The 18963-nt window shown below is 73.1% G+C and carries 17 protein-coding genes; 9 read left to right on the top strand and 8 right to left on the bottom strand.

Annotated elements, in window-relative coordinates:
* Window positions 1–8 precede the first annotated feature (8 nt).
* Entirely contained in the window at window positions 9–1295 is a 1287-nt protein-coding gene (locus RM812_RS09710; protein WP_311572017.1) for an ABC transporter substrate-binding protein, read from the bottom strand.
* A gap of 285 nt (window positions 1296–1580) precedes the next feature.
* Here RM812_RS09710 and yicI point away from each other — a divergent pair, with 285 nt between their 5' ends.
* Entirely contained in the window at window positions 1581–3851 is a 2271-nt protein-coding gene (gene yicI / locus RM812_RS09705) for an alpha-xylosidase (RefSeq protein ID WP_311572016.1), read from the top strand.
* 413 nt (window positions 3852–4264) lie between these two features.
* On the opposite strand, the gene RM812_RS09700 is transcribed toward yicI, so the two are convergent.
* The 3 genes from RM812_RS09700 to RM812_RS09690 all read right to left on the bottom strand — a co-directional run bounded on the left by RM812_RS09700 (window position 4265) and on the right by RM812_RS09690 (window position 7336).
* Window positions 4265–5467 carry a cysteine desulfurase-like protein gene (locus tag RM812_RS09700; RefSeq protein WP_311572015.1) on the bottom strand — a complete coding sequence of 401 codons (1203 nt, stop codon included), beginning with the start codon at window positions 5465–5467 and terminating at the stop codon, window positions 4265–4267.
* An 82-nt stretch (window positions 5468–5549) separates the two neighbouring features.
* Complete coding sequence (locus tag RM812_RS09695; protein ID WP_311572014.1) at window positions 5550–6629, bottom strand: ABC transporter permease; 1080 nt, start codon at window positions 6627–6629, stop codon at window positions 5550–5552.
* Window positions 6630–6742: 113 nt separating this feature from the next.
* Complete coding sequence (locus tag RM812_RS09690) at window positions 6743–7336, bottom strand: Dps family protein (RefSeq protein WP_311572013.1); 594 nt, start codon at window positions 7334–7336, stop codon at window positions 6743–6745.
* 212 nt (window positions 7337–7548) lie between these two features.
* On the opposite strand from RM812_RS09690, the gene RM812_RS09685 reads away from it, so the two are divergent.
* From RM812_RS09685 to RM812_RS09670, 4 genes are all read left to right on the top strand, one after another.
* The gene (locus tag RM812_RS09685; RefSeq protein ID WP_311572012.1) at window positions 7549–8664 is read left to right on the top strand and encodes a Gfo/Idh/MocA family protein; all 1116 of its coding nucleotides are present in this window, start codon (window positions 7549–7551) and stop codon (window positions 8662–8664) included.
* A complete protein-coding gene (locus RM812_RS09680; protein WP_311572011.1) occupies window positions 8661–9590 on the top strand; it encodes a DUF6807 domain-containing protein in 930 nt (309 codons plus the stop codon). The genes RM812_RS09685 and RM812_RS09680 overlap by 4 nt, the downstream gene beginning before the upstream one ends.
* Complete coding sequence (locus RM812_RS09675; protein WP_394816433.1) at window positions 9587–10348, top strand: cupin domain-containing protein; 762 nt, start codon at window positions 9587–9589, stop codon at window positions 10346–10348. Before RM812_RS09680 ends, RM812_RS09675 begins: the two co-directional genes overlap by 4 nt.
* Before the next feature lie 206 nt (window positions 10349–10554).
* Window positions 10555–11007: a phospholipase gene (locus RM812_RS09670; RefSeq protein WP_311572009.1), complete on the top strand. Its 453-nt coding sequence runs from the start codon at window positions 10555–10557 to the stop codon at window positions 11005–11007.
* A gap of 113 nt (window positions 11008–11120) precedes the next feature.
* Here RM812_RS09670 and RM812_RS09665 read toward each other — a convergent pair whose 3' ends face one another.
* A complete protein-coding gene (locus RM812_RS09665) occupies window positions 11121–11813 on the bottom strand; it encodes a phosphatase PAP2 family protein (RefSeq protein WP_311572008.1) in 693 nt (230 codons plus the stop codon).
* 650 nt (window positions 11814–12463) lie between these two features.
* Complete coding sequence (locus tag RM812_RS09660) at window positions 12464–13243, bottom strand: DeoR/GlpR family DNA-binding transcription regulator (RefSeq protein ID WP_311572007.1); 780 nt, start codon at window positions 13241–13243, stop codon at window positions 12464–12466.
* Between the two features lie 149 nt (window positions 13244–13392).
* Here RM812_RS09660 and RM812_RS09655 point away from each other — a divergent pair, with 149 nt between their 5' ends.
* Both RM812_RS09655 and RM812_RS09650 read left to right on the top strand, forming a co-directional pair.
* Window positions 13393–14274, top strand: coding sequence for an SIS domain-containing protein (locus RM812_RS09655; RefSeq protein WP_311572006.1), 882 nt, complete (start codon window positions 13393–13395; stop codon window positions 14272–14274).
* A 34-nt stretch (window positions 14275–14308) separates the two neighbouring features.
* Window positions 14309–15169 carry a class II fructose-bisphosphate aldolase gene (locus RM812_RS09650; protein ID WP_311572005.1) on the top strand — a complete coding sequence of 287 codons (861 nt, stop codon included), beginning with the start codon at window positions 14309–14311 and terminating at the stop codon, window positions 15167–15169.
* Here RM812_RS09650 and RM812_RS09645 read toward each other — a convergent pair.
* The gene (locus RM812_RS09645; RefSeq protein WP_311572004.1) at window positions 15159–16313 is read right to left on the bottom strand and encodes a methyltransferase; all 1155 of its coding nucleotides are present in this window, start codon (window positions 16311–16313) and stop codon (window positions 15159–15161) included. The genes RM812_RS09650 and RM812_RS09645 overlap by 11 nt on opposite strands.
* Before the next feature lie 198 nt (window positions 16314–16511).
* Here RM812_RS09645 and RM812_RS09640 point away from each other — a divergent pair, with 198 nt between their 5' ends.
* On the top strand, window positions 16512–17177 hold the full coding sequence (locus RM812_RS09640) for an alpha-ketoglutarate-dependent dioxygenase AlkB family protein (protein ID WP_311572003.1): 666 nt from the start codon (window positions 16512–16514) through the stop codon (window positions 17175–17177).
* A gap of 22 nt (window positions 17178–17199) precedes the next feature.
* Window positions 17200–18438: an ROK family protein gene (locus RM812_RS09635; RefSeq protein WP_311572002.1), complete on the top strand. Its 1239-nt coding sequence runs from the start codon at window positions 17200–17202 to the stop codon at window positions 18436–18438.
* A 41-nt stretch (window positions 18439–18479) separates the two neighbouring features.
* Here the strand turns inward: RM812_RS09635 and RM812_RS09630 are convergent, their stop codons facing one another.
* Window positions 18480–18878, bottom strand: a complete 399-nt coding sequence (locus RM812_RS09630; RefSeq protein WP_311572001.1) for a VOC family protein — start codon at window positions 18876–18878, stop codon at window positions 18480–18482.
* Window positions 18879–18963: the final 85 nt, after the last annotated feature.

Raw genomic sequence — 18963 nt, 5'->3', positions numbered from 1 at the left:
CGCGTACCTCAGTTCCCGCTCGTGGCCCGCTGCTGGGCGCGCTTCAGGGCGGTCTCGCTGGACTGGCCGGTCAGGGCCGACTGGAAGGCGCTCTGCAGGGCGAGCGACACGCTCGACCAGCCGGCGCCGAGCTTCGCCGTCCGGGACCGGGCGACGGCCACCTGGTCGGCGAGGGAGTCCAGCTCCGGCACCCGCTCGCGCCAGACGGCGGCGGCCTTGGCGTTGGCCGGGACCATCCAGCTGTTGAGCGCGTAGGTCAGCTGCTCCTTCTCGCTCGCCAGACAGGCGACGATCTTGCCGGCCGTCTTCTCCCGCGCCTCGTCCCCGGTGTTGGGCACGGTGAGCACCGCACCGCCCAGCGGGCCGACCGAGTCCTCGCCGGCCTCGGGCACGGGGATCGGCGCGATGCCCCAGTGCAGCGACTTGTCGGTGTTGAGGGTCTCCACCTGCCACGGACCATTGATCATCATCGCCGCGTTGCCGGCCATGAACTGGTCGTTGACGTCCGCCTGTGTCCAGTTGACCGTCGACTTGGACAGCGAGCGGTCCTTCAGCAGGCTCTTCCAGTAGTCGAGGGCCTCGGCGACCTGCGGGCCGTCCAGCTTCGTCTCGTCGCCGCCGTTGGACCACATGAACGGGGTGAACTGGAAGACGCCGTCCTCCGCGCCGCCGGCGCTGAGCGCCAGACCGTACTGCTTGCCCTGGGTGAGCTTCTTCGCGGTCTCCTGCAACTCGGCCCAGGTGGTGGGGACCTCGACGCCCGCCTTGTCGAGGACGTCCTTGTTGTAGAAGAGCGCGAGCGTGTTCACGGAGCGGGCCGCGCCGTAGTACGTCCCCTTGTAGGAGCCGAAGTCGACGATGCCGTCGGGGATGTCGTCGGTGCTCAGCCCGAGGGTCCTGAGGTCGACCAGCCCACCGGCGTCGGCGAACGTCGGCATCTCGGAGGCGTCGAACTGCACGATGTCGGGGAGCGACTTGGACGAGGCCATGCGCAGCGCCTTCGTCATCACCTGCGCCGCCGGGACGCTCTGCTGCTCGATGGTGACGCCCAGCTGCTTGCCGCACCGGGCCATCGCCTCCGCGTCCCAGCGGTGGTACGACTCGTCGGTCGAGGAGTTCATCACGGTGTACACGTCGGCGTCACGCTGCTGTCCGCAGCCGGTCAGCGCCGCCCCGGCGACCAGGACGGAGACCGCGGCGAACGGGGCGACGACCCGGCGTGAGCGTCCTCGCCCGCGGTGCGGGGCGGCAGGAGGGTGAGCTGTCAAGGCGAGCGAGGTGAAGCGCTTCGACATGGTGCGGGCCCTTGCTGTCGTACCGTCCGGCTTCCTTGCCGGACCGTTTTGTTTGATGTGATGACTAATACGTCAAGGGCGCACGGTCGCGCTAGAGGAAAGTGGCCCCTCTCTCTCCACTTCATGGGGTGAGGAGGCTGTTCTTGTGGGTAATCCTGCCTGGTCAGACCGGCAAAGTCCGCACGAAGCCCTCGGCAGCGGGATTTGTTTTGTGTACGATCAAAATGCTGTGAGACGCCCCCCGTGCTTCCCATCCGACAGCTCCCGCCCCACCCAAGGAAGATCATGAAGTTCACCGACGGCTTCTGGCTCATCCGCGAGGGCGTGCATCTCTCGTACGCCACTGAGGTACGCGATGTACGCACCGAATCGAAGCGCTTCACCGCCCACGCTGCCGTGAAGAAGGTGACGCGGCGGGGGGACACGCTCAACTCGCCGCTCCTCACGGTCGAGTGCTTCTCTCCCGCCGAGGGCGTCATAGGCGTCCGGGTCACCCACCACGCCGGCAAGCGCCGACCGGGTCCCGACTTCGCGCTCGCGGGCGCGGCGGAGGGTGCCGGAGCGGTACACCGGGACGGCACGGTCACCGAGCTGACCAGCGGCCCGCTGAGCCTCCGCCTGGACCGGGAGGGCCCCTGGGGCCTCACCTTCCACGACGCGGACGGGCGCGAGCTGACCCGGGCGAACGCCAAGGGCACCGCGTTCGCCACCACCGGCGACGGCGCGCACCACATGCTCAGCCGGCTCGCCCTCGGCGTCGGCGAGCAGATCTACGGCCTCGGGGAGCGTTTCACCCCGTTCGTCAAGAACGGCCAGGTCGTCGACATGTGGCAGGCCGACGGCGGCACCAGCAGCGAGCAGGCCTACAAGAACGTCCCCTTCTACCTCTCCTCGCGCGGCTACGGAGTCTTCGTCAACCACCCGGGGGCGGTCTCCTTCGAGGTCGGCTCCGAGTCCGTCGGGCAGGTGCAGTTCAGCGTCGAGGACCAGACGCTGGAGTACTACGTCGTCGCCGGCCCCACCCCGAAGGACGTCCTCACCCGCTACACCGCCCTCACCGGCCGCCCCGCGCTCCCGCCGGCCTGGTCCTTCGGCCTCTGGCTCACCACGTCCTTCACCACGTCGTACGACGAGCGGACGGTGACGTCGTTCGTGGACGGCATGGCCGAGCGGGGCATCCCGCTGACCGTGTTCCACTTCGACTGCTTCTGGATGCGCGAGTACCAGTGGTGCGACTTCCAGTGGGACCCGGACGTCTTCCCCGACCCGGAGGGCATGCTCGCCCGGCTGAAGGCCAAGGGACTCAGGGTCAGCGCCTGGATCAACCCCTACATCGCGCAGAAGTCCCCGCTCTTCGAGGAGGCGGCCGCCCTCGGGCACCTGGTGCGCCGGCCGAACGGCGACGTCTGGCAGTGGGACCTGTGGCAGCCCGGCATGGGCCTGGTCGACTTCACCAGCTCCGCGGCCCGCGACTGGTTCGCCGGCAAGCTCAAGCCGCTGCTCGACCAGGGCGTGGACTGCTTCAAGACCGACTTCGGGGAGCGCATCCCCACCGACGTCGTCTGGCACGACGGCTCGGACCCGGAGCGGATGCACAACTACTACACCCACCTGTTCAACCGGACCGTCTTCGAGCTCCTCGAAAAGGAGCGCGGACAGGGCGAGGCCGTCCTCTTCGCCCGCTCCGCGACCGCGGGCGGCCAGCAGTACCCGGTCCACTGGGGCGGCGACTGCTGGTCGTCCTTCGAGGCCATGGCCGAGTCGCTCAGGGGCGGCCTGTCCCTGTCCCTGAGCGGCTTCGGCTTCTGGAGCCACGACATCGGCGGCTTCGAGGGCACGCCCGACCCCGCGGTCTTCAAGCGCTGGCTGGCCTTCGGACTGCTCTCCTCGCACAGCCGGCTGCACGGCTCCTCGTCGTACCGGGTGCCGTGGGAGTTCGGCGAGGAGGCCGTCGACGTCGCCCGTCGCTTCACCCTCCTCAAGCACCGCCTGATGCCCTACCTCTACGGCGTCGCCGCCGAGGCCCACCGCACCGGTGTGCCGATGATGCGGCCGATGGTCCTGGAGTACCCGCGGGACCCCGCGTGCCGTCCGCTGGACCGGCAGTACATGCTGGGCCCCGACCTCCTGGTCGCCCCGGTCTTCACCGAGGACGGCGAGGTGGAGGTCTACCTCCCCGAGGGGACCTGGACCCACCTCCTGACCGGCGAGCGGGTCACCGGCCCGGCCTGGCGCACCGAGCGGCACGGCTACGACAGCCTGCCCCTGTACGTCCGTGAGGGCGCCGTGCTGCCGCTGGCCGCCGACGACCAGCGGCCGGACGGCGACTGGCTGGACGCCCCGACCCTGCTCGTCCACCCGCCCGCCGGCCCCGAGTACGCGGCCGAGGTCACCGTGCCCGACCTGCTGGGAACGCCCGCCGCGACGTTCCGCGCCCGGCGGGACGGAGACGTCCTGCGGGTCACCGCGACCGGCACCGACCGCCCGTTCACCGTGCGGGTCGCGGGCGGGGCGAGCGCGGAGGGAACCGGTGAGGTGAGCGTGCCGCTGCGCTGAGGACGGGCAGGGCCCCGCCCACCGGCTGCGTCGGCGGGCGAGGCCGTTCCACGTCGTAACGGACGGCTGCCGGGCACGGGCGCGCCCCTGGTGACGCGTTCCGACAGCGACGTGCGACGCCGTCGGAGGCCGCGTGCGCCGTCGTTCGTCGCCGGGTTCCGGGCGGGGTGCGGTTTTCCGGGTCGTCGGGGGAGTTGGCGGGGCCGCTGGGCGGGTCGCTGGGGGTGTGGTGCTCGCTCTTCACCGGCTTCCTTGGCGGGTGAGACTGCCGAGTGCCGTGAGCGGGCGGCCGCGGTGCGCGCGTGCGACGCGTGCGCCGTCGTTCGTCGCCCGGTTCCGGGCGGGGCGGACGTCTACGCTGTCGGGGGAGCCGGTGCGTGTCGCCGGGGGCGTGGTTCTCGTCCGCCGGTCCGTCAGCGGGTGAGGTCGGTCAGGGCGGTGAGGAGCCGGTCCACGTCGTCCGCGCTGCTGTAGGGCGCGAGCCCGACCCGTACGCCGCCCTCGTCGCCGAGTCCCAGACGGCGCGCGGCCTCCACGGCGTAGAAGGAGCCGGCGGGCGCGTCGACCGCGCGCTCGGCCAGCCGCCGGTGGACCTCGGCCGGGCGCAGGCCCGCCACGGTGAACAGCAGGGTCGGCGTGCGCCGCGCGGCCCGTGAGTACACGGTGACCCCGCCGAGGTCCGCCAGCCCCCGCTCGATCCGCTCGCGCAGCACCCCCTCGTGGGCCTCCAACGCAGCGAAGGAGGCGACCAGCCGGTCCCGGCGGGTGCCCCGCGCGTCCTCTTCCAGACCCGCGAGGAAGTCCACCGCGGCACGGGCACCGGCCAGCGACTCGTACGGCAGCGTGCCCAGCTCGAACCGCTCGGGGACGGCGTCGCCGGAGGGCAGCAGCTTGTCCGGACGCAAGGTCTCCAGGAACTCGGGCCGGGCCGCCAGCACCCCCAGGTGCGGCCCGAGGAACTTGTACGGCGAGCACACCAGCGTGTCCGCGCCGAGCGCCGCCAGGTCGACCAGGGCGTGCGCGGCGTAGTGCACCGCGTCGACGTGGAGCAGCGCGCCGACACCGTGCACCGAACGCGCGACGGCCGGCAGGCCGGGCATGGTGCCGATGAGGTTGGACGCGGCCGTCACCGCGACCAGACGGGTACGCGGCGAGAGCACCGCCTCGACGTGTTCGGGGCCGAGCTCCCCGGTGGCGGGGTCGAAGTCCGCCCACCGCACGCTCGCGCCGACCGCCTCGGCCGCCTGGGTCCAGGGCCGGATGTTGGCGTCGTGGTCGAGGCGGGTGACGACCACCTCGTCCCCCGGCCCCCACGTCTTGGCGAGCGTCCGGGACAGGTCGTACGTCAGTTGGGTGGCGCTGTGGCCGAGGACGACGCCTCGCGGCTCGGTGCCCAGCAGGTCGGCCAGCGCGCTCCGGGCCTCGGTGACGATGTCGTCCGCGTTGCGCTCGCCCTCGGTCGTCCGCCCGCGGTTGGCCAGCGGGTTGGTCAGGGCCTCGGCGACGGCGTCGATGACGGGCTGCGGGGTCTGGGTGCCGCCGGGCGCGTCGAAACGGGCGGTGCCGGACTTCAGGGCGGGTATCCGCGCCCGGATCGCGTCGACGTCGAGTGCCATGTGAACTCCAACCGAAGGCGGGCATGCCCGCCCCATGATCGCAGCAGGGCGGCGACGGGAACAGAGGGCAGCGGCGGGCGGATCACGGGGCGGCCGGCGGTGGCGCGTCGGCGTGTGCCGGGTTCTTCTCGCGGCCTCCGGGATGGCGGTGCCGCCAGGTCCAGAAGACCGCGCAGGACAGCAGCGCCCACCCGCCCAGCACCAGGAAGGGGAACGCGTGTTGGTGGCCCTGGAAGTACACCGCGGTGTGCTGGGCGTTGACCGAGCCCCCCGGCGGCAGCCACTGGCCGATCACCCCCAGCGGGGACGGCAGCAGCGGCCAGGACACCGCGCCGCCGGACGAGGGGTTGCCCAGGAGCACCATCAGCCCCCACGTCGGCAGCATCGCCCAGCGTCCGAACAGGGTGTTGAACATGGTGAAGACCATGCCGCTCGTGAACAGGGTGAGCGTCAGGATCAGCCACGACTCCACGAACGGCAGGTCGAGCGCGCCCAGCAGCCAGTCCACCGTCGCGGCGATGGCGAACCCGCCGAGCAGCGCGTAGGCCAGCGTGAAGAGGATGCGCTCGAACGGGGTCAGCGACCGCGCGTGCACGCTCAGCTGGATCGCCCCGACGAAGCCGATGATCACGGCGGCCAGGGAGATGTAGAAGATCGCCAGCCCGCGCGGATCGCCCTCCTGCAGCGGGTTGATGTCCCGGACGGTCACCTCGACGCCGGTCTTCTTCCCCACGGCCGGTGCCGCGTCGGCCAGTACTTGGGAGACCGAGGCACCCGACGCGCTGGACAGGTCGAGTACGGCGGTCCGTCCGTCGCCGCGCAACTCGAAGATCGCGAAGACCTCCTGGTCCTCGACCGCCTGACGCGCCTCGGCCTGGGTCCTGTACGGATGCACCTTCACCGAGGCGTTCAGCGCCTTCTCCAGGCCGTCCAGGAAGGCCCGCCCGCGAGCCTGCTCGTACGAGCCGACCACGGCCGTGGGGATCGAGCGCGGTGTCGGATCCGCCATGGAATAGGTGTAGGAGCCCGCGAAGAGACCGGCCGCCGCCGCGAGGATCAGCACCAGTACGGTGGCGGGCCAGAACGGCGACTGCCGGAACGTGGACCACCACTGCCCGCGCGTCGGAGGCCGGCCGTGGGCGCCGTGGGACATGTGGGCCATGTCCCGGACGCTTTCACAGCCGTGGCGGAACGGCATGGGGAGCGCCGTCGTCCGGGGGTGCACGGAGTGTGACGCCGGCCCCGGCGCGGTCGCCGGAGCCCGGCGGAAGGGGGTCAGACGTGCACGAGCGGGGTGTCCACGAGGTGCTCCGCCACGAACCAGGCCTGCAGTTCGTTGGTGCGCACGACGTCGGAGACCAGGAGGTCGTTGGTCCCGTCGTCCCCGAGCTCCTGCGTGCGGGCCGCGGCGTCGTGGCACTCGGTCAGGATCAGCTCGTGCGCCTCCAGCAGCCGCGAGAGCATCGACGGCACCTCCTCCACCCCGTCGGGCGGACGCGGCACGGTGGTGATCTCGGCGACGTGCCGGGGGTCGCCGACCGCGACGCCGCCGAGGGTCTGGACGCGTTCCGCGACGGCGTCGATCAGCTCGATCTGTTCTCCCGCGTGCTTGTCCAGCAGCAGGTGCAGTTGGTAGAACGTCGCCCCGCGCATCAGCCAGTGGTACTTCTTGTACAGGTCGTGCAGGATGCGGGTGTCCGCCAGCACCTTGTTGAGCCGCTGACAGGAGTAGAGGCGGGTCTCCATGGTCAGTGCCACGGGGAACTGCTTGACGGTGCCGAACTCCTGAATGGTCCGGCCCTTCTGGTGCAGCCAGGGCTGGCTGCCGTCGGACCGGTTTTCCTCGGAGGACGACTTCGGGTTGCTCACGCCTGGACTCCTTCCGGAGAGGACTGAAAAGTGTGCCGGCGCGGTGCGACCGGCTCCGGCCCCCCTCAGGCGACAGTCGACCAGTCGTATGCCTGGCCCGCAAACGCTGGGGGGTTGTCCCCTCATTCACTCGCCACCTATGGTCTGCCGGAGTGCAAGCGCTTTCTACAGGTGCGGCATCCATGTCGTCCGTCCGTGTCCGAGGAGACCGAATGTCCCCACGTCCCGCCCGCCTCCGCGTCGCCGTCGTCGGCACCGGTGCCATCGTCGTCGGCAGCCACCTGCCCGCCCTCAGGGCCCACGCGGACCGGACGGAACTGGTCGCCGCCGTGGACGTGGACCGGGACCGGCTCGAGGCCTTCCGGACGGAAGCGGGGGCGGACGTCGCCGGCTACACGTCGATGGGCGACATGCTGGACGCCGTACGCCCCGACCTCGTCCTCATCGGTACACCGCCCTCCCTGCACCGGGAGCAGACGGTGGCCGCGCTCAAGGCGGGTGCCTGGGTGCTGTGCGAGAAACCGCTGTGTCTCTCCCTCGCCGAGTACGACGACATCGCGGCGGCCGAGGAGGCGTCCGGGGCGTACGCGTCCGTGGTCTTCCAGCACCGGTACGGCTCCGGCGCCGTGCACGCCCGCGACCTGATCGCGAGCGGTGAGCTGGGCGCCCCGCTGGTCGCCCACTGCCAGACCACCTGGCACCGCGACGCCGCCTACTACGCCGTACCGTGGCGCGGACGCTGGGCCACCGAGGGCGGCGGCCCGACCATGGGCCACGGCATCCACCAGTACGACCTGCTGCTGCACCTGCTCGGCCCCTGGGCGGAGGTGCGGGCCATGGCGTCCCGGCTGGTCCACGACACCGAGAGCGAGGACGTCTCCACCGCCCTGGTGCGCTTCGAGAACGGCGCCCTCGCCACCGTCGTCAACAGCGTGCTCTCCCCGGACGAGGTGAGCCGCGTGCGCGTCGACTGCGCCGACGCGACGGTCGAGTTGACCCACCTGTACGGGCACCGCAACGACGACTGGACCTACACGCCCGCCCGGCACGTCGTCCCCGAACGCGCCACCGCGTGGCGCACCCCGGCGGTGGACGTGCCCAGCTCCCACACGGCGCAGCTCGGCGCCGTGCTGGACGCCCGGGACGCCGGCGCCCGGCCGCCGGGCAGCGGTACGGACGCCCGCGCCACGCTGGAGTTCGCCGCCGCCCTGTACAAGGCCGCGTTCACCGGACGGCCGGTCCTCGCGGGTGAGATCGCACCCGGCGACCCCTTCTACGCGGCCATGCACGGCGACCACCCCGACTGGGCCCCCGAGGAGCGCGCATGAGGACTCTCCGCGTCAGCCACACCCACGGCGACCACATCACGGTCACCGCGGCGAACGGCATCGAAATCCTCCGCTACGTCTACCGTCCCGACCCCGAGGCCTTCGAGTCCCGCAAGCCCTACGCCCACCCGGTGCGCACCCTCGCCGGGCGCACGGTGACCGGCTACCGCCCGAACGACCACCGCTGGCACAAGGGCCTGCAGATGACGGCGAGTCACCTGTCCGGCCAGAACTTCTGGGGCGGCAACTCCTACGTCCACGGCGAGGGCTACCTGCCCCTGCCCGAGCGCATCGGCTCGATGCGGCACGACGGCTTCCCCCGGTTCACGGTCGACGACGACCGGCTCGCCGTCACCGAGCACCTGACCTGGGTGGAGAACGGCGGCGCGGAGTGGGCCCGTGAGGAACGCGGGCTGACCGTGCACTCGGTCGACGCGGAGACCGGTGCCTGGGTCCTGGACTGGTCGATCCGCCTCACCAACACCCGCGCCGAGCCGCTGGCGTTCGGCTCGCCCACCACCGCGGGCCGCGAGATGGCCGGCTACACAGGCCTCCAGTGGCGCGGCCCACGCGACTTCACCGGCGGCACCGTCTTCGCCCCGGACACCGACGCGGGCGCCGCGAAGCTGATGGGCACCCAGGGCCCGTGGCTCGCCTTCACCACCGAGCACGACGACGTCGACGCCCACTCCACGCTCGTCTTCGCCCACGCACCCGAGAACCTCGACGACGCGAGGGCGATCCACCCCTCGCACTGGTTCGTGCGCGCCGAACCGATCCCGTCGGTGGCGTTCTCCTGGGCGTTCTTCGAGGAGTTCGAGCTGCCCCCGGGCGAGTCCTTCGCGTACCGGTACCGCATCGTGGTCGCCGACGGGTCGTGGGACGGCAGCCGCGTCCGCGCGTACCTGGAGGGACTGCCGTGGTGAGCGGCGACCGGAAGCCGGCGCTGCCCCACCCGCTGCCCGGCGCGGTCGGCCTGTCCCACCTGAGCGCCTACGACTGGCAGGCCGCCGACGGCGTGTGCGGTGGCAGCCCCCACCTGCACCTGGTGTGCACGGAGGCGTACGTCGTCACCGGCGGGCGCGGCGCGGTGCAGACGTTGAGCCCCGACGGCTACCGCGACATCCCCCTGGAGCCCGGCTCCGTCGCCTGGTTCACGCCGGGCACCGTGCACCGCATGGTGCAGGGCGGTGGCCTGCGCGTCACGGTGCTGATGCAGAACAGCGGCCTGCCCGAGGCCGGGGACGCCGTGTTCACCTTCCCGCCCGAGGTACTGGCCGACCCCGCCGCCTACGCCGCCGCGGCCACGCTGCCGTCCGGCGCCGGACCGGAGACGGAGGCCGCGGCCCGGCGCCGCAGGGACCTCGCCGTCGAGGGCTACCTCGCGCTGCGCGAGGCCCTCGTCGCCGGCGACGACGGCCCCTACCGGGAGTTCCAGTGGGCCGCCGCCCGGCTCGTACGCGAGAAGGTGCCCGCCTGGCGGGAGTTGTGGCGGTCGGGCGCGCTGGCCACCGCCGAGCGCACCGGCGCCCAGCTCGACGCGCTGACGGACGGCGACCCGGCGTACCTCGGCGAGGCCACCGCATACCGGGCCGCGCCCAGCCGGCTCGGCGGCTACGGCATGTGCGGGCGCCGCGACGAGTACGCCCTGCCGAGGACCACGCTGCCGTACGAGGGGGAGTAACGGCGCGCCGGATCACCGGACTTGGGGGTACTGGCCGTGCGCCGACGGGACCGGGACGGCGGATGCTCACGTCCAGATCCCGTGTCCCACCGAAGAGTTAAGGGGCCATTAGGGGTGTGGAGGTGTGAAGGGATGGTTGAAGTGCGCATTATCTTGGCATGAACCTGCGGTCCGAGGGGCGGACCGCAGCCCCATGGAGGTGTGGGATGCACCGCAGACTCGCCACTGGACTCGCCGCCTCGGCCCTGGCCGCGACCACCGTCTTCGCCACCGCCGCGACCGCCGACGCCGCTCCCGCCGACAAACCGCAGGTGCTCGCGAGCTGGACCCAGACCAGCGCGTCGAGCTACAACGCCTGGACCGCCGCGCGGGCGAACCAGTCCGCCTGGGCCTCGTACGGGTTCGACTGGACCACCGACTACTGCTCCACCTCGCCGGACAACCCGTTCGGCTTCCCCTTCAGCACCTCCTGTGCGCGGCACGACTTCGGCTACCGCAACTACAAGGCCGCAGGCTCCTTCAGCGCCAACAAGTCCCGCCTCGACAGCGCCTTCTACGAAGACCTCAAGCGCGTGTGCGCACGCTACGACGGCGCCACGAAGACCGCCTGCAACAGCACGGCGTGGACGTACTACCAGGCCGTGAAGGCCTTCGGCTGACGGACCCGCGCTCCACGGAACACGCGTAGCCGGTGCCCGCGCAGGTGCCGGCCGAAGACGCAGCGCGAGGTCGGCCGCGCAGCCGACGGGCCGTCACGGCCGGCTTCGCCACGTCACTCGGGCGCGCTGGGCATTGCCGGCGTCGCGGGCGCCGTCGAACAGACCGGTCGCAGGCCGGGTACCGGAGTGGCCGCCGCTGCCGCCAGCGCGACCGCCGCGCTCGCGATGCCCACGACGGCGCCCGCGGCCACGTCGCCGGGGTAGTGCACGCCGGTGTGGACGCGGGAGTAGCCGACGGCGCTCGCCAGTACGCCGAGGGGTACGGCAGCCGTGGGCAGGACCACGCCGACCGCCGTGGCGAACGCCACCGCCGATGCCGTGTGCCCGGACGGGAACGACGCCGACGCGGGCATGGGCACGTACCGGTCCACCGTCACCCGCGCCGCCTCACGGTCGGGCCGCCCCCTGCGGACCAGGTGCTTGCCCAGCAGGTTCGTGGAGGCCGACGCCACGGCGACCGCCGCCACCCCGGCGAGTGCGGCCCGGCGCGGTCGCGGACCGCTCAGTGCGAGCGCGGTGGCGATGGCGAGCGAGACCTTGGAGTGGTCTGCGGCGTGGGACAGCCGCCGCAGCGCACGGTCGAGCGTGGGCGTCGGCGTGGCGGCCACCGCGGCGTACAGCGCGCCGTCCACCGCCCGCAGATCACCGAGTACCGCGGCGAAGACCCGTCGGCCGGACCGCGCCGGGCCGGAGTCCGACGCGAGCGGGCCGCTGGTGTCCCCGTCGGCGTTGGTCGGTTCGGTCATGGGCTCCTGCTCCCGCGGGGTGACTGAGGCCGGGGCGACGTCCGGGGGCACCGTTGGCACCGGCGGCGCGTCGGCACACCGGCGCGCCGCGCGTGACCCGTCGCCGCACCAGCCTGCTCCGTCTGCGGGCGTACGGCGCGCCCGGGAGGACCGTCCGGGCGACGGCGCGGGCGCGAGGGGGGTCGGTAGGGGAGCGGGCCAAGTCGTCGCGCAGGAGCGCTCCCGCGTCGCACGACGTTGCACGTCCGGCCGTCGAACGCGGCGTTCGCCGCACGGGCCGGTTCGGCGTCCGGCGCGTGGGGTCGCGCCCCGAGTGCTCCGGTGGAGCACGCCGGCGGAGCGCTCCGCCGGCCAGGGGAGGACGACCGAGCGGCGTTTCGCCGTGCGAGCCGGTCGGCGTCCGGCGCGCGGGGCCGCGCCCCGACCGCTCCGCCTGAGCACTCGGACGGAACACTCCGGCGGAGCGTCGGCCGGCAGGGGAAGGATGGCCGTGGGCATGGACGGCCGTGGCCGTGGGCGGACCCCCCTGGGGGTGTCGTCCGGGGCTCCGCCCCGGCGCCCTCCTCCGCCTTGCAGCCGCACGCACCAGACCCCGCTCGGCTTGCCTGCAAGGCGCCGTCACCCGGAGCCGGGCTGATCCAAACGCACCCCTACGCCAGGACGACCCGGACCCCCGCCTCCTCGAACTGCCGCACCAGGTCCGGATCGGCCGCGCCGTCCGTGACCAGCGTGTCCACCGACTCGGTCGCGCAGATCCGGGCGAACGCCCGCCGGCCCAGCTTGCTGGAGTCGGCGGCCACGACCACGCGTTCGGCGCGCTCGCACAGCAGCCGGTTGATCGCGGCCTCCGCCTCGTCGTGGGCCGCGGCGCCGTGCGTGACGTCGAAGGCGACGACGCCCAGTACCGCCACGTCGAGGGTCACCTGGCCCAGTACCCCGTCCGCGAGCGGCCCGATCAGCTCGTACGACTGCGCCCGGGCCACCCCGCCGGTCACCACGATCTTGAACTGGGGCCGGACGGCCAGCTCGTTCGCGATGTTGAGCGCGTTGGTGACCACGGTCAGCGCCGGCGTGCCGGAGGCCAGGTCGGCGCGCACGGCCAGCGCGCGGGCCACCTCGGTGGTGGTCGTGCCCCCGGTCAGCCCCACCGCCTCGCCGGGCGCCACCAGGGCGGCGACCGCCTGGGCGACGCGCTGCTTCTCCGAGACGCGGCGGGCCGTCTTGTAGCGCAGCGGCAGCTCGTACGACACCCCGTGCACGACCGCGCCGCCGCGCGTGCGCACGAGCATCTGCTGCTCGGCGAGCCGGTCGAAGTCCCGGCGGATCGTCGCGGCCGACACCTCGAGTTCGGTCGCCGCCTCCTCGACGTCCAGCCGGCCGCGCTCGACGAGCAGCTCCAGCAGCGCCTTCCAGCGGGCGTCGCGCGACATCCGCGCCTCCGTTCTTCGGTCTCCCGCCGACCCTAACGCACCACACGCTTCGCCAGATTGCTTGATTGTGCTCGAAAGCTCGCTATATCTTGCAGGAACAATCAGGCCGGCCCGGATGGTCACGGGCCAGTGAGCGGGGAGTGTGCGGCATGACGTATGTCGAGGACGAGCTCAACAGCCAGCCCCAGTGCTGGACACGCGCCGCCGAGGAGGCGGCACGGCAGGCGGCGGTGCTCCCGGCGGCCGGGGAGCGGGTGGCGATCGTCGGCTGCGGCACCTCGTACTTCATGGCCCAGTCGGCGGCGGCGCTGCGCGAGGACGCGGGCCGGGGCGAGACGGACGCGTTCGCCGCCTCCGAGTTCCCGCGGGGCCGCGCGTACGACCGTGTCGTCGCCCTCACCCGCTCCGGCACCACCACCGAAGTACTGGACCTGCTCGCGGCGTTGAAGGGGCGAACCCGCACCGTCGCGCTCACCGCCGACCCGGACACCCCCGTCATGAGCGCCGCGGACGACGTGGTCGTGCTCGACTTCGCGGACGAACGGTCGGTCGTGCAGACCCGGTTCGCGACCACCGCCCTCACCCTGCTCCGCGCCCACCTGGGCCTGCACACCGACACGGTCGTCTCCGACGCCCGCGCCGCACTCGCGGCCGAGCTGCCCGAAGGACTCGTCGGACGCGCCCAGTTCACCTTCCTCGGCCGGGGCTGGACCGTCGGACTGGCCAACGAGGCAGGGCTCAAGATGCGCGAGGCCTCCCTGTCCTGGACCGAGGCCTACCCGGCGATGGAGTACCGGCACGGCCCCATCAGCATCAGCACCGCCGGCACGGCGACCTGGATGTTCGGCGAGGCGCCCGAGGGGCTGGCCGACCAGGTCCGCGACACCGGCGCGCTGTGGGTGCCCGGGGATCTCGACCCGCTCGCCGAACTGGTCCGCGCCCAGCGGCTCGCGGTCGCCGTCGCCGCCGCCCGCGGCCTCGACCCGGACCGGCCCCGTCACCTCACCCGCTCGGTGATCCTCGCCCCCTGACGCCCGCCCTCCGACGCCCGGGAAGGGAGAGACCGTGCCCCTCGCCACCACCGGCGACCTGATCGCCCGCGCCGCGGCCGAGCGCTCCGCCGTCGCCGCGTTCAACGTCATCACCCTGGAGCACATCGAGGCCGTCGTCGCCGGCGCCGAGTCCGTGCGCACGCCCGTCGTCCTCCAGGTCAGCGAGAACGCCGTGAAGTACCGCCGCGGTCGCCTGCTGCCGCTGGCCCGCGCCGCCGTCGCCGCCGCCGAGGGTGCAGCCGTGCCCGTCGCGCTGCACCTCGACCACGTCCGGAGCGACGGCCTGCTGCGTCAGGCCCCGGACGCCGGATTCAGCTCCGTGATGTACGACGCCTCCCGGCTGTCGTACGCCGAGAACCTCACGGCCACCCGGGCCGCGGCCGACTGGGCGCACGCCCGGGGGCTGTGGATCGAGGCCGAGTTGGGGGAGGTGGGCGGGAAGAACGGGGAGCCGCCGCTCGACGCCCACGCCCCCGGAGCCCGCACCGACCCCGCCGAGGCGCGCGCCTTCGTCGCCGACTCCGGTGTGGACGCCCTGGCCGTCGCCGTCGGCAGCTCCCACGCCATGACGACACGCACCGCCGCCCTCGACCACGACCTGCTCAAGGAACTGTCGGGCGCGCTGGACGTGCCGCTCGTGCTGCACGGCTCCTCCGGAGTCCCGGACGGCGAACTCGCCGCGGCGGTCGTGGGCGGCATCTCCAAGGTCAACGTCGGCACCGCCCTCAACCTCGCCATGACCGGCGCGATCAGACAGTTCCTCGCCGCCCGCCCCGAGGCGGTCGACTCCCGCGGCTATCTCACCGCGGGACGGGAGGCGATGACGCGGACGGTGGCGACGATGGTCCAGGTGGTCGCCGGGACTACTTCCTGACGGCCTTCAGCACGACGAACTTCCGGTCACTCGCGACCACTTGGCTGTTGCCGAACAGGCGTCGCAGCTTGACGTGGTAGCCCAGGTGCCGGTTGCCGACCACCCACAGCTCGCCGCCGGGGCGCAGCACGCGCCGTGCCCCGGTGAACATCCGCCACGCGGTGGCGTCGGTGGTCGCCTGGTGGGAGTGGAAGGGCGGGTTGTTGAGCACCAGGTCGACCTCGGCGTCCGGCACCCCGGCCAGTCCGTCGCCGACCCGGAACTCCGCGTGCCCCGGCGCCCCGCTCGCCTTGTACGTCGCCTCGGCAGAGGCGACGGCCTGGAAGGACTCGTCGGTGAACAGCACCTCGGCCCCGGGGTCGGCCAGTGCCACCGCCGTACCGACCACACCGTTGCCGCAGCCCAGGTCCACCACCCGCCGGGCGCCGCCGGCGGCCGGCAGGTGCTGGAGGAAGAACCGGGTGCCGATGTCGAGCCGGTCGGCGCAGAAGACACCGGCGTGGTTGACGACGGTCCGGCCGGAGAGCGTCCCGACGTCGTCGGGGAGACGGTAGCTGAGCGGCCAGGGATTGGCGGGCCGCTTCAGGGAGAGGTCGGGGGTGGCGAAGATGAGCCGGGCCTTCTTCTCGGCCAGCGAGGTCCGGGTGGGACCGACGATCCGCTCGAAGAGCCTGAGCGTCGAGGTGTGGATCTCCTTCACCATCCCGGTGCCGACGACGACCGTGCCCTCGTGCAGCGCGGGCGCCAGCCGCAGCAACTGGTCCTCCAGCAGCGCCAGGCTCTTCGGCACCCGCACCAGCAGCACGTCGACGCGGTCCGGCGGCGGGTCCTGCGTGGTGAGCAGACGCACGGAGCCCGGCTCGACGCCGCTCCGCTCCAGGTTGGCGCGGGTCGCCTCCCGCGTGAGGTGGGAGTCGGTGATCTGCACGGGCCGGTGTGCCGCCAGTGCCGTCACCAGCGCTCCCCAGCGGTCGCCGACGACCACGACCGTGCCGGACAGCGGGACCTCCTGCTCCGCGAGGTGCCCGAGCAGATACTCGTCGGATGCGTCCCAGGCACGGAGCCGGTCGCGCGGGTCCTCGGGGAAGCGGGCCAGCACGTGCTCGCCCCAGGGAGTGGTCATAGGGTCGCTGCGGTCGTTCATCGTGCGTCCAGGCTAGCCGAGCCGCAGCTCAGGCCGTGCCGGGTCGCAGCTCAGGCCGTGCCGGGTCGTGGATGAGGCCGAGCCGAGCCGAGCCGGGTCGCGGCCCGCGCCGAGCCGGGTCGCAGCGCGGGTCGTGCCGGGTCGCAGCGCGGGTCGTGCCGGGTCGCAGTGCAGGCGATCGCGGGCAGGATGGGAGACATGGACGCCGAGCTGTTCCCCAGGGCCCGAAGCACGACCGCGCCCGGCGCCGTCCACGTGCCGGACTGGCTGGACCCCGGTCGGCAGCGCGAGCTGCTGCGCGCCTGCCGCGAGTGGGCCCGTCCACCGGCCGGACTGCGCACGGTCCGCACCCCCGGTGGGGGCACCATGACCGCCCGGCAGGTCTGCCTCGGCCGGCACTGGTACCCGTACGGCTACGCCGACACGGTCGTCGACGGCGACGGCGCCCCCGTGAAGCCCTTCCCGGACTGGCTCGGCGTGCTCGGCCGTCGGGCGGTGACCGACGCGCTGGGCGCCGACGCGGTGGCGCGGGCGCCGTACGACATCGCGCTGATCAACTTCTACGACGGCGACGCCCGCATGGGCATGCACCGCGACGCCGACGAGAGGTCCGACGCACCCGTGGTCTCCCTCAGCCTCGGCGACACCTGCGTCTTCCGCTTCGGCAACCCCGAGACCCGGACCCGCCCCTACACCGACGTCGAGCTGCGCAGCGGCGACCTGTTCGTGTTCGGCGGGCCGTCCCGGCTCGCGTACCACGGGGTGCCGCGGGTGCACGCGGGCACCGCGCCCCCCGAGTTGGGCCTCACCGGGCGGCTGAACATCACGCTCCGGGTCAGCGGCCTCCCGGCACCCCGCCCCTGAGGATCATGGGAGACTCGCCCTCATGAGCGGCAAGGCGGACCCCCGGGCGGCGGGGGAAGGGACCACCTCGAGGACGCGGCTGGACCGGGGGCGCGGCGCGCTCGGACCCGCGTTGGAGCTCGTGCACACCGGACGCGCGCCCACCCGGGCCGTGCTCACCGCCGAACTCGGCGTCACCCGGGCCACGGCCGGCGCGGTCGCCTCCGAACTGGAGGCGCTCGGCCTGATCCGGGTCGACGCCCGGCCCGGCGCGCCGGCCGGTGCGCAGGGCCGCCCCTCGCACCGCCTCGCGGTCGCCGAGGACGGGCCCGTCGCCCTCGCCGCCCAGGTCCACGCCGACGGCTTCCGTGCGGCGCTGGTCGGCCTCGGCGGCCGGATCGTCGCGACCGCGCCCGGCTGCGAGGTCATCGACGCCGACCCGGCGAAGGTGCTCGGCTCCGTCGTCGAGGCGGGCGCGGAACTCCTCCGGGAGACCGGGCGCCGCTGCGTCGGTGCGGGGCTCGCCGTACCGTCCGCCGTTGCGGAGCCGGAGGGCCTGGCCCTGAACCCGCTGCACCTGGCCTGGCCCGCGGGCGCGCCGGTACGTCGGATCTTCGCCGAGCAGGTACGTGCCGCCGGCCTCGACGGCCCCGCGTTCGCGGCGAACGACGTCAACCTCGCCGCCCTCGCCGAGCACCGGCACGGCGCCGGGCGTGGCGCCCGCGACCTGCTGTGCGTGGCGACCGGCCACCGGGGCGTCGGAGGCGCGCTCGTCCTCGACGGCCGCCTGCACAGCGGCAGTTCCGGACTCGCCCTGGAGGTCGGCCACCTCACCGTCAACCCCGAGGGCGGCCCCTGCCACTGCGGCAGCCGGGGTTGCCTGGACGTGGAGACCGACCCGCTGGCCTTCCTGACGGCGGCCGGACGTGAGCCCGGACCCGAGGTCTCCCTGCTCCAGCAGTCCAACGACCTGATCCGTGGCCAGTACGCCGACCCGGCCGTCCGCACCGCCACCGAGGCCCTCATCGACCGCCTGGGCCTGGGCCTCGCCGGCCTGGTGAACATCCTCAACCCGGACCGCATCATCCTCGGCGGACTCCACCGCACACTCCTCGACGCCGACCCCGAGCGCCTGCGCGCGGTCGTCGCGGACCGCAGCCTGTGGGGCCAGAGCGGCAGCGTGCCCATCCTGCCCTGCAGCCTCGACCACAACAGCCTGGTGGGCGCGGCCGAGCTGGCCTGGCAGCCGGTACTGGACGACCCACTGGGGGCGCTGGGCTAGGTAGGTGTCCGACGATTCCCGCCCGCCTCGCGGCGGTCGGGTCAGGGTGTCGGCCGGTTGCCGCCGCTGGGCGCGTGGCTGAGGTCCACGACGCAGAACCTGTTGCCGTCCGGATCGGCGAGGACGACGAAGTCGGGGTCGGGCGGATAGAGGTCCCAGTCGACGGCCCGCGCACCGAGACCGATCAGCCGCCGCACCTCCTCCTGCTGTTCCTCCGCCGTGTCCGTGTACAGGTCGAGGTGGAGACGCGGACGTGGCTCGGCCGGTGACTCGCTGCGCAGCAGGCCGAGGGCCTGCCCGGAGCCGTCGGCGTGGTTGAGGGTCCGCCACGTCTCGCTGCGCCATTCCTCGGTGGCGACCAGGTTCAGCGCCGCCGTCCAGAACGCCACCGCGCGGGGAAGGTCCGTCACACCGATGACAGGGATTCCCAGTCTCAGCATGGGGGCCACCCTAAGCCCAGGGACGTACGGGATCCGGCGAAGATACGGACTGGGCGATTCCGTTGCCCAGGGAACACTCGGCGGG

The organism is Streptomyces lancefieldiae, from assembly GCF_031845825.1.
GTDB lineage: Bacteria > Actinomycetota > Actinomycetes > Streptomycetales > Streptomycetaceae > Streptomyces > Streptomyces lancefieldiae.
Note: the sequence above shows the minus strand (reverse complement) of the source record. Positions and strands in the feature narration are given on the sequence as shown.

Bases quoted from the DNA above. Each gene is read 5' to 3' on its own strand.
- RM812_RS09710 (WP_311572017.1), bottom strand. From the start codon at position 1,295: ATGTCGAAGCGCTTCACCTCGCTCGCCTTGACAGCTCACCCTCCTGCC.
- yicI (WP_311572016.1), top strand. From the start codon at position 1,581: ATGAAGTTCACCGACGGCTTCTGGCTCATCCGCGAGGGCGTGCATCTC.
- RM812_RS09700 (WP_311572015.1), bottom strand. From the start codon at position 5,467: ATGGCACTCGACGTCGACGCGATCCGGGCGCGGATACCCGCCCTGAAG.
- RM812_RS09695 (WP_311572014.1), bottom strand. From the start codon at position 6,629: ATGGCCCACATGTCCCACGGCGCCCACGGCCGGCCTCCGACGCGCGGG.
- RM812_RS09685 (WP_311572012.1), top strand. From the start codon at position 7,549: ATGTCCCCACGTCCCGCCCGCCTCCGCGTCGCCGTCGTCGGCACCGGT.
- RM812_RS09680 (WP_311572011.1), top strand. From the start codon at position 8,661: ATGAGGACTCTCCGCGTCAGCCACACCCACGGCGACCACATCACGGTC.
- RM812_RS09670 (WP_311572009.1), top strand. From the start codon at position 10,555: ATGCACCGCAGACTCGCCACTGGACTCGCCGCCTCGGCCCTGGCCGCG.
- RM812_RS09665 (WP_311572008.1), bottom strand. From the start codon at position 11,813: ATGACCGAACCGACCAACGCCGACGGGGACACCAGCGGCCCGCTCGCG.
- RM812_RS09660 (WP_311572007.1), bottom strand. From the start codon at position 13,243: ATGTCGCGCGACGCCCGCTGGAAGGCGCTGCTGGAGCTGCTCGTCGAG.
- RM812_RS09655 (WP_311572006.1), top strand. From the start codon at position 13,393: ATGACGTATGTCGAGGACGAGCTCAACAGCCAGCCCCAGTGCTGGACA.
- RM812_RS09645 (WP_311572004.1), bottom strand. From the start codon at position 16,313: ATGAACGACCGCAGCGACCCTATGACCACTCCCTGGGGCGAGCACGTG.
- RM812_RS09640 (WP_311572003.1), top strand. From the start codon at position 16,512: ATGGACGCCGAGCTGTTCCCCAGGGCCCGAAGCACGACCGCGCCCGGC.
- RM812_RS09635 (WP_311572002.1), top strand. From the start codon at position 17,200: ATGAGCGGCAAGGCGGACCCCCGGGCGGCGGGGGAAGGGACCACCTCG.
- RM812_RS09630 (WP_311572001.1), bottom strand. From the start codon at position 18,878: ATGCTGAGACTGGGAATCCCTGTCATCGGTGTGACGGACCTTCCCCGC.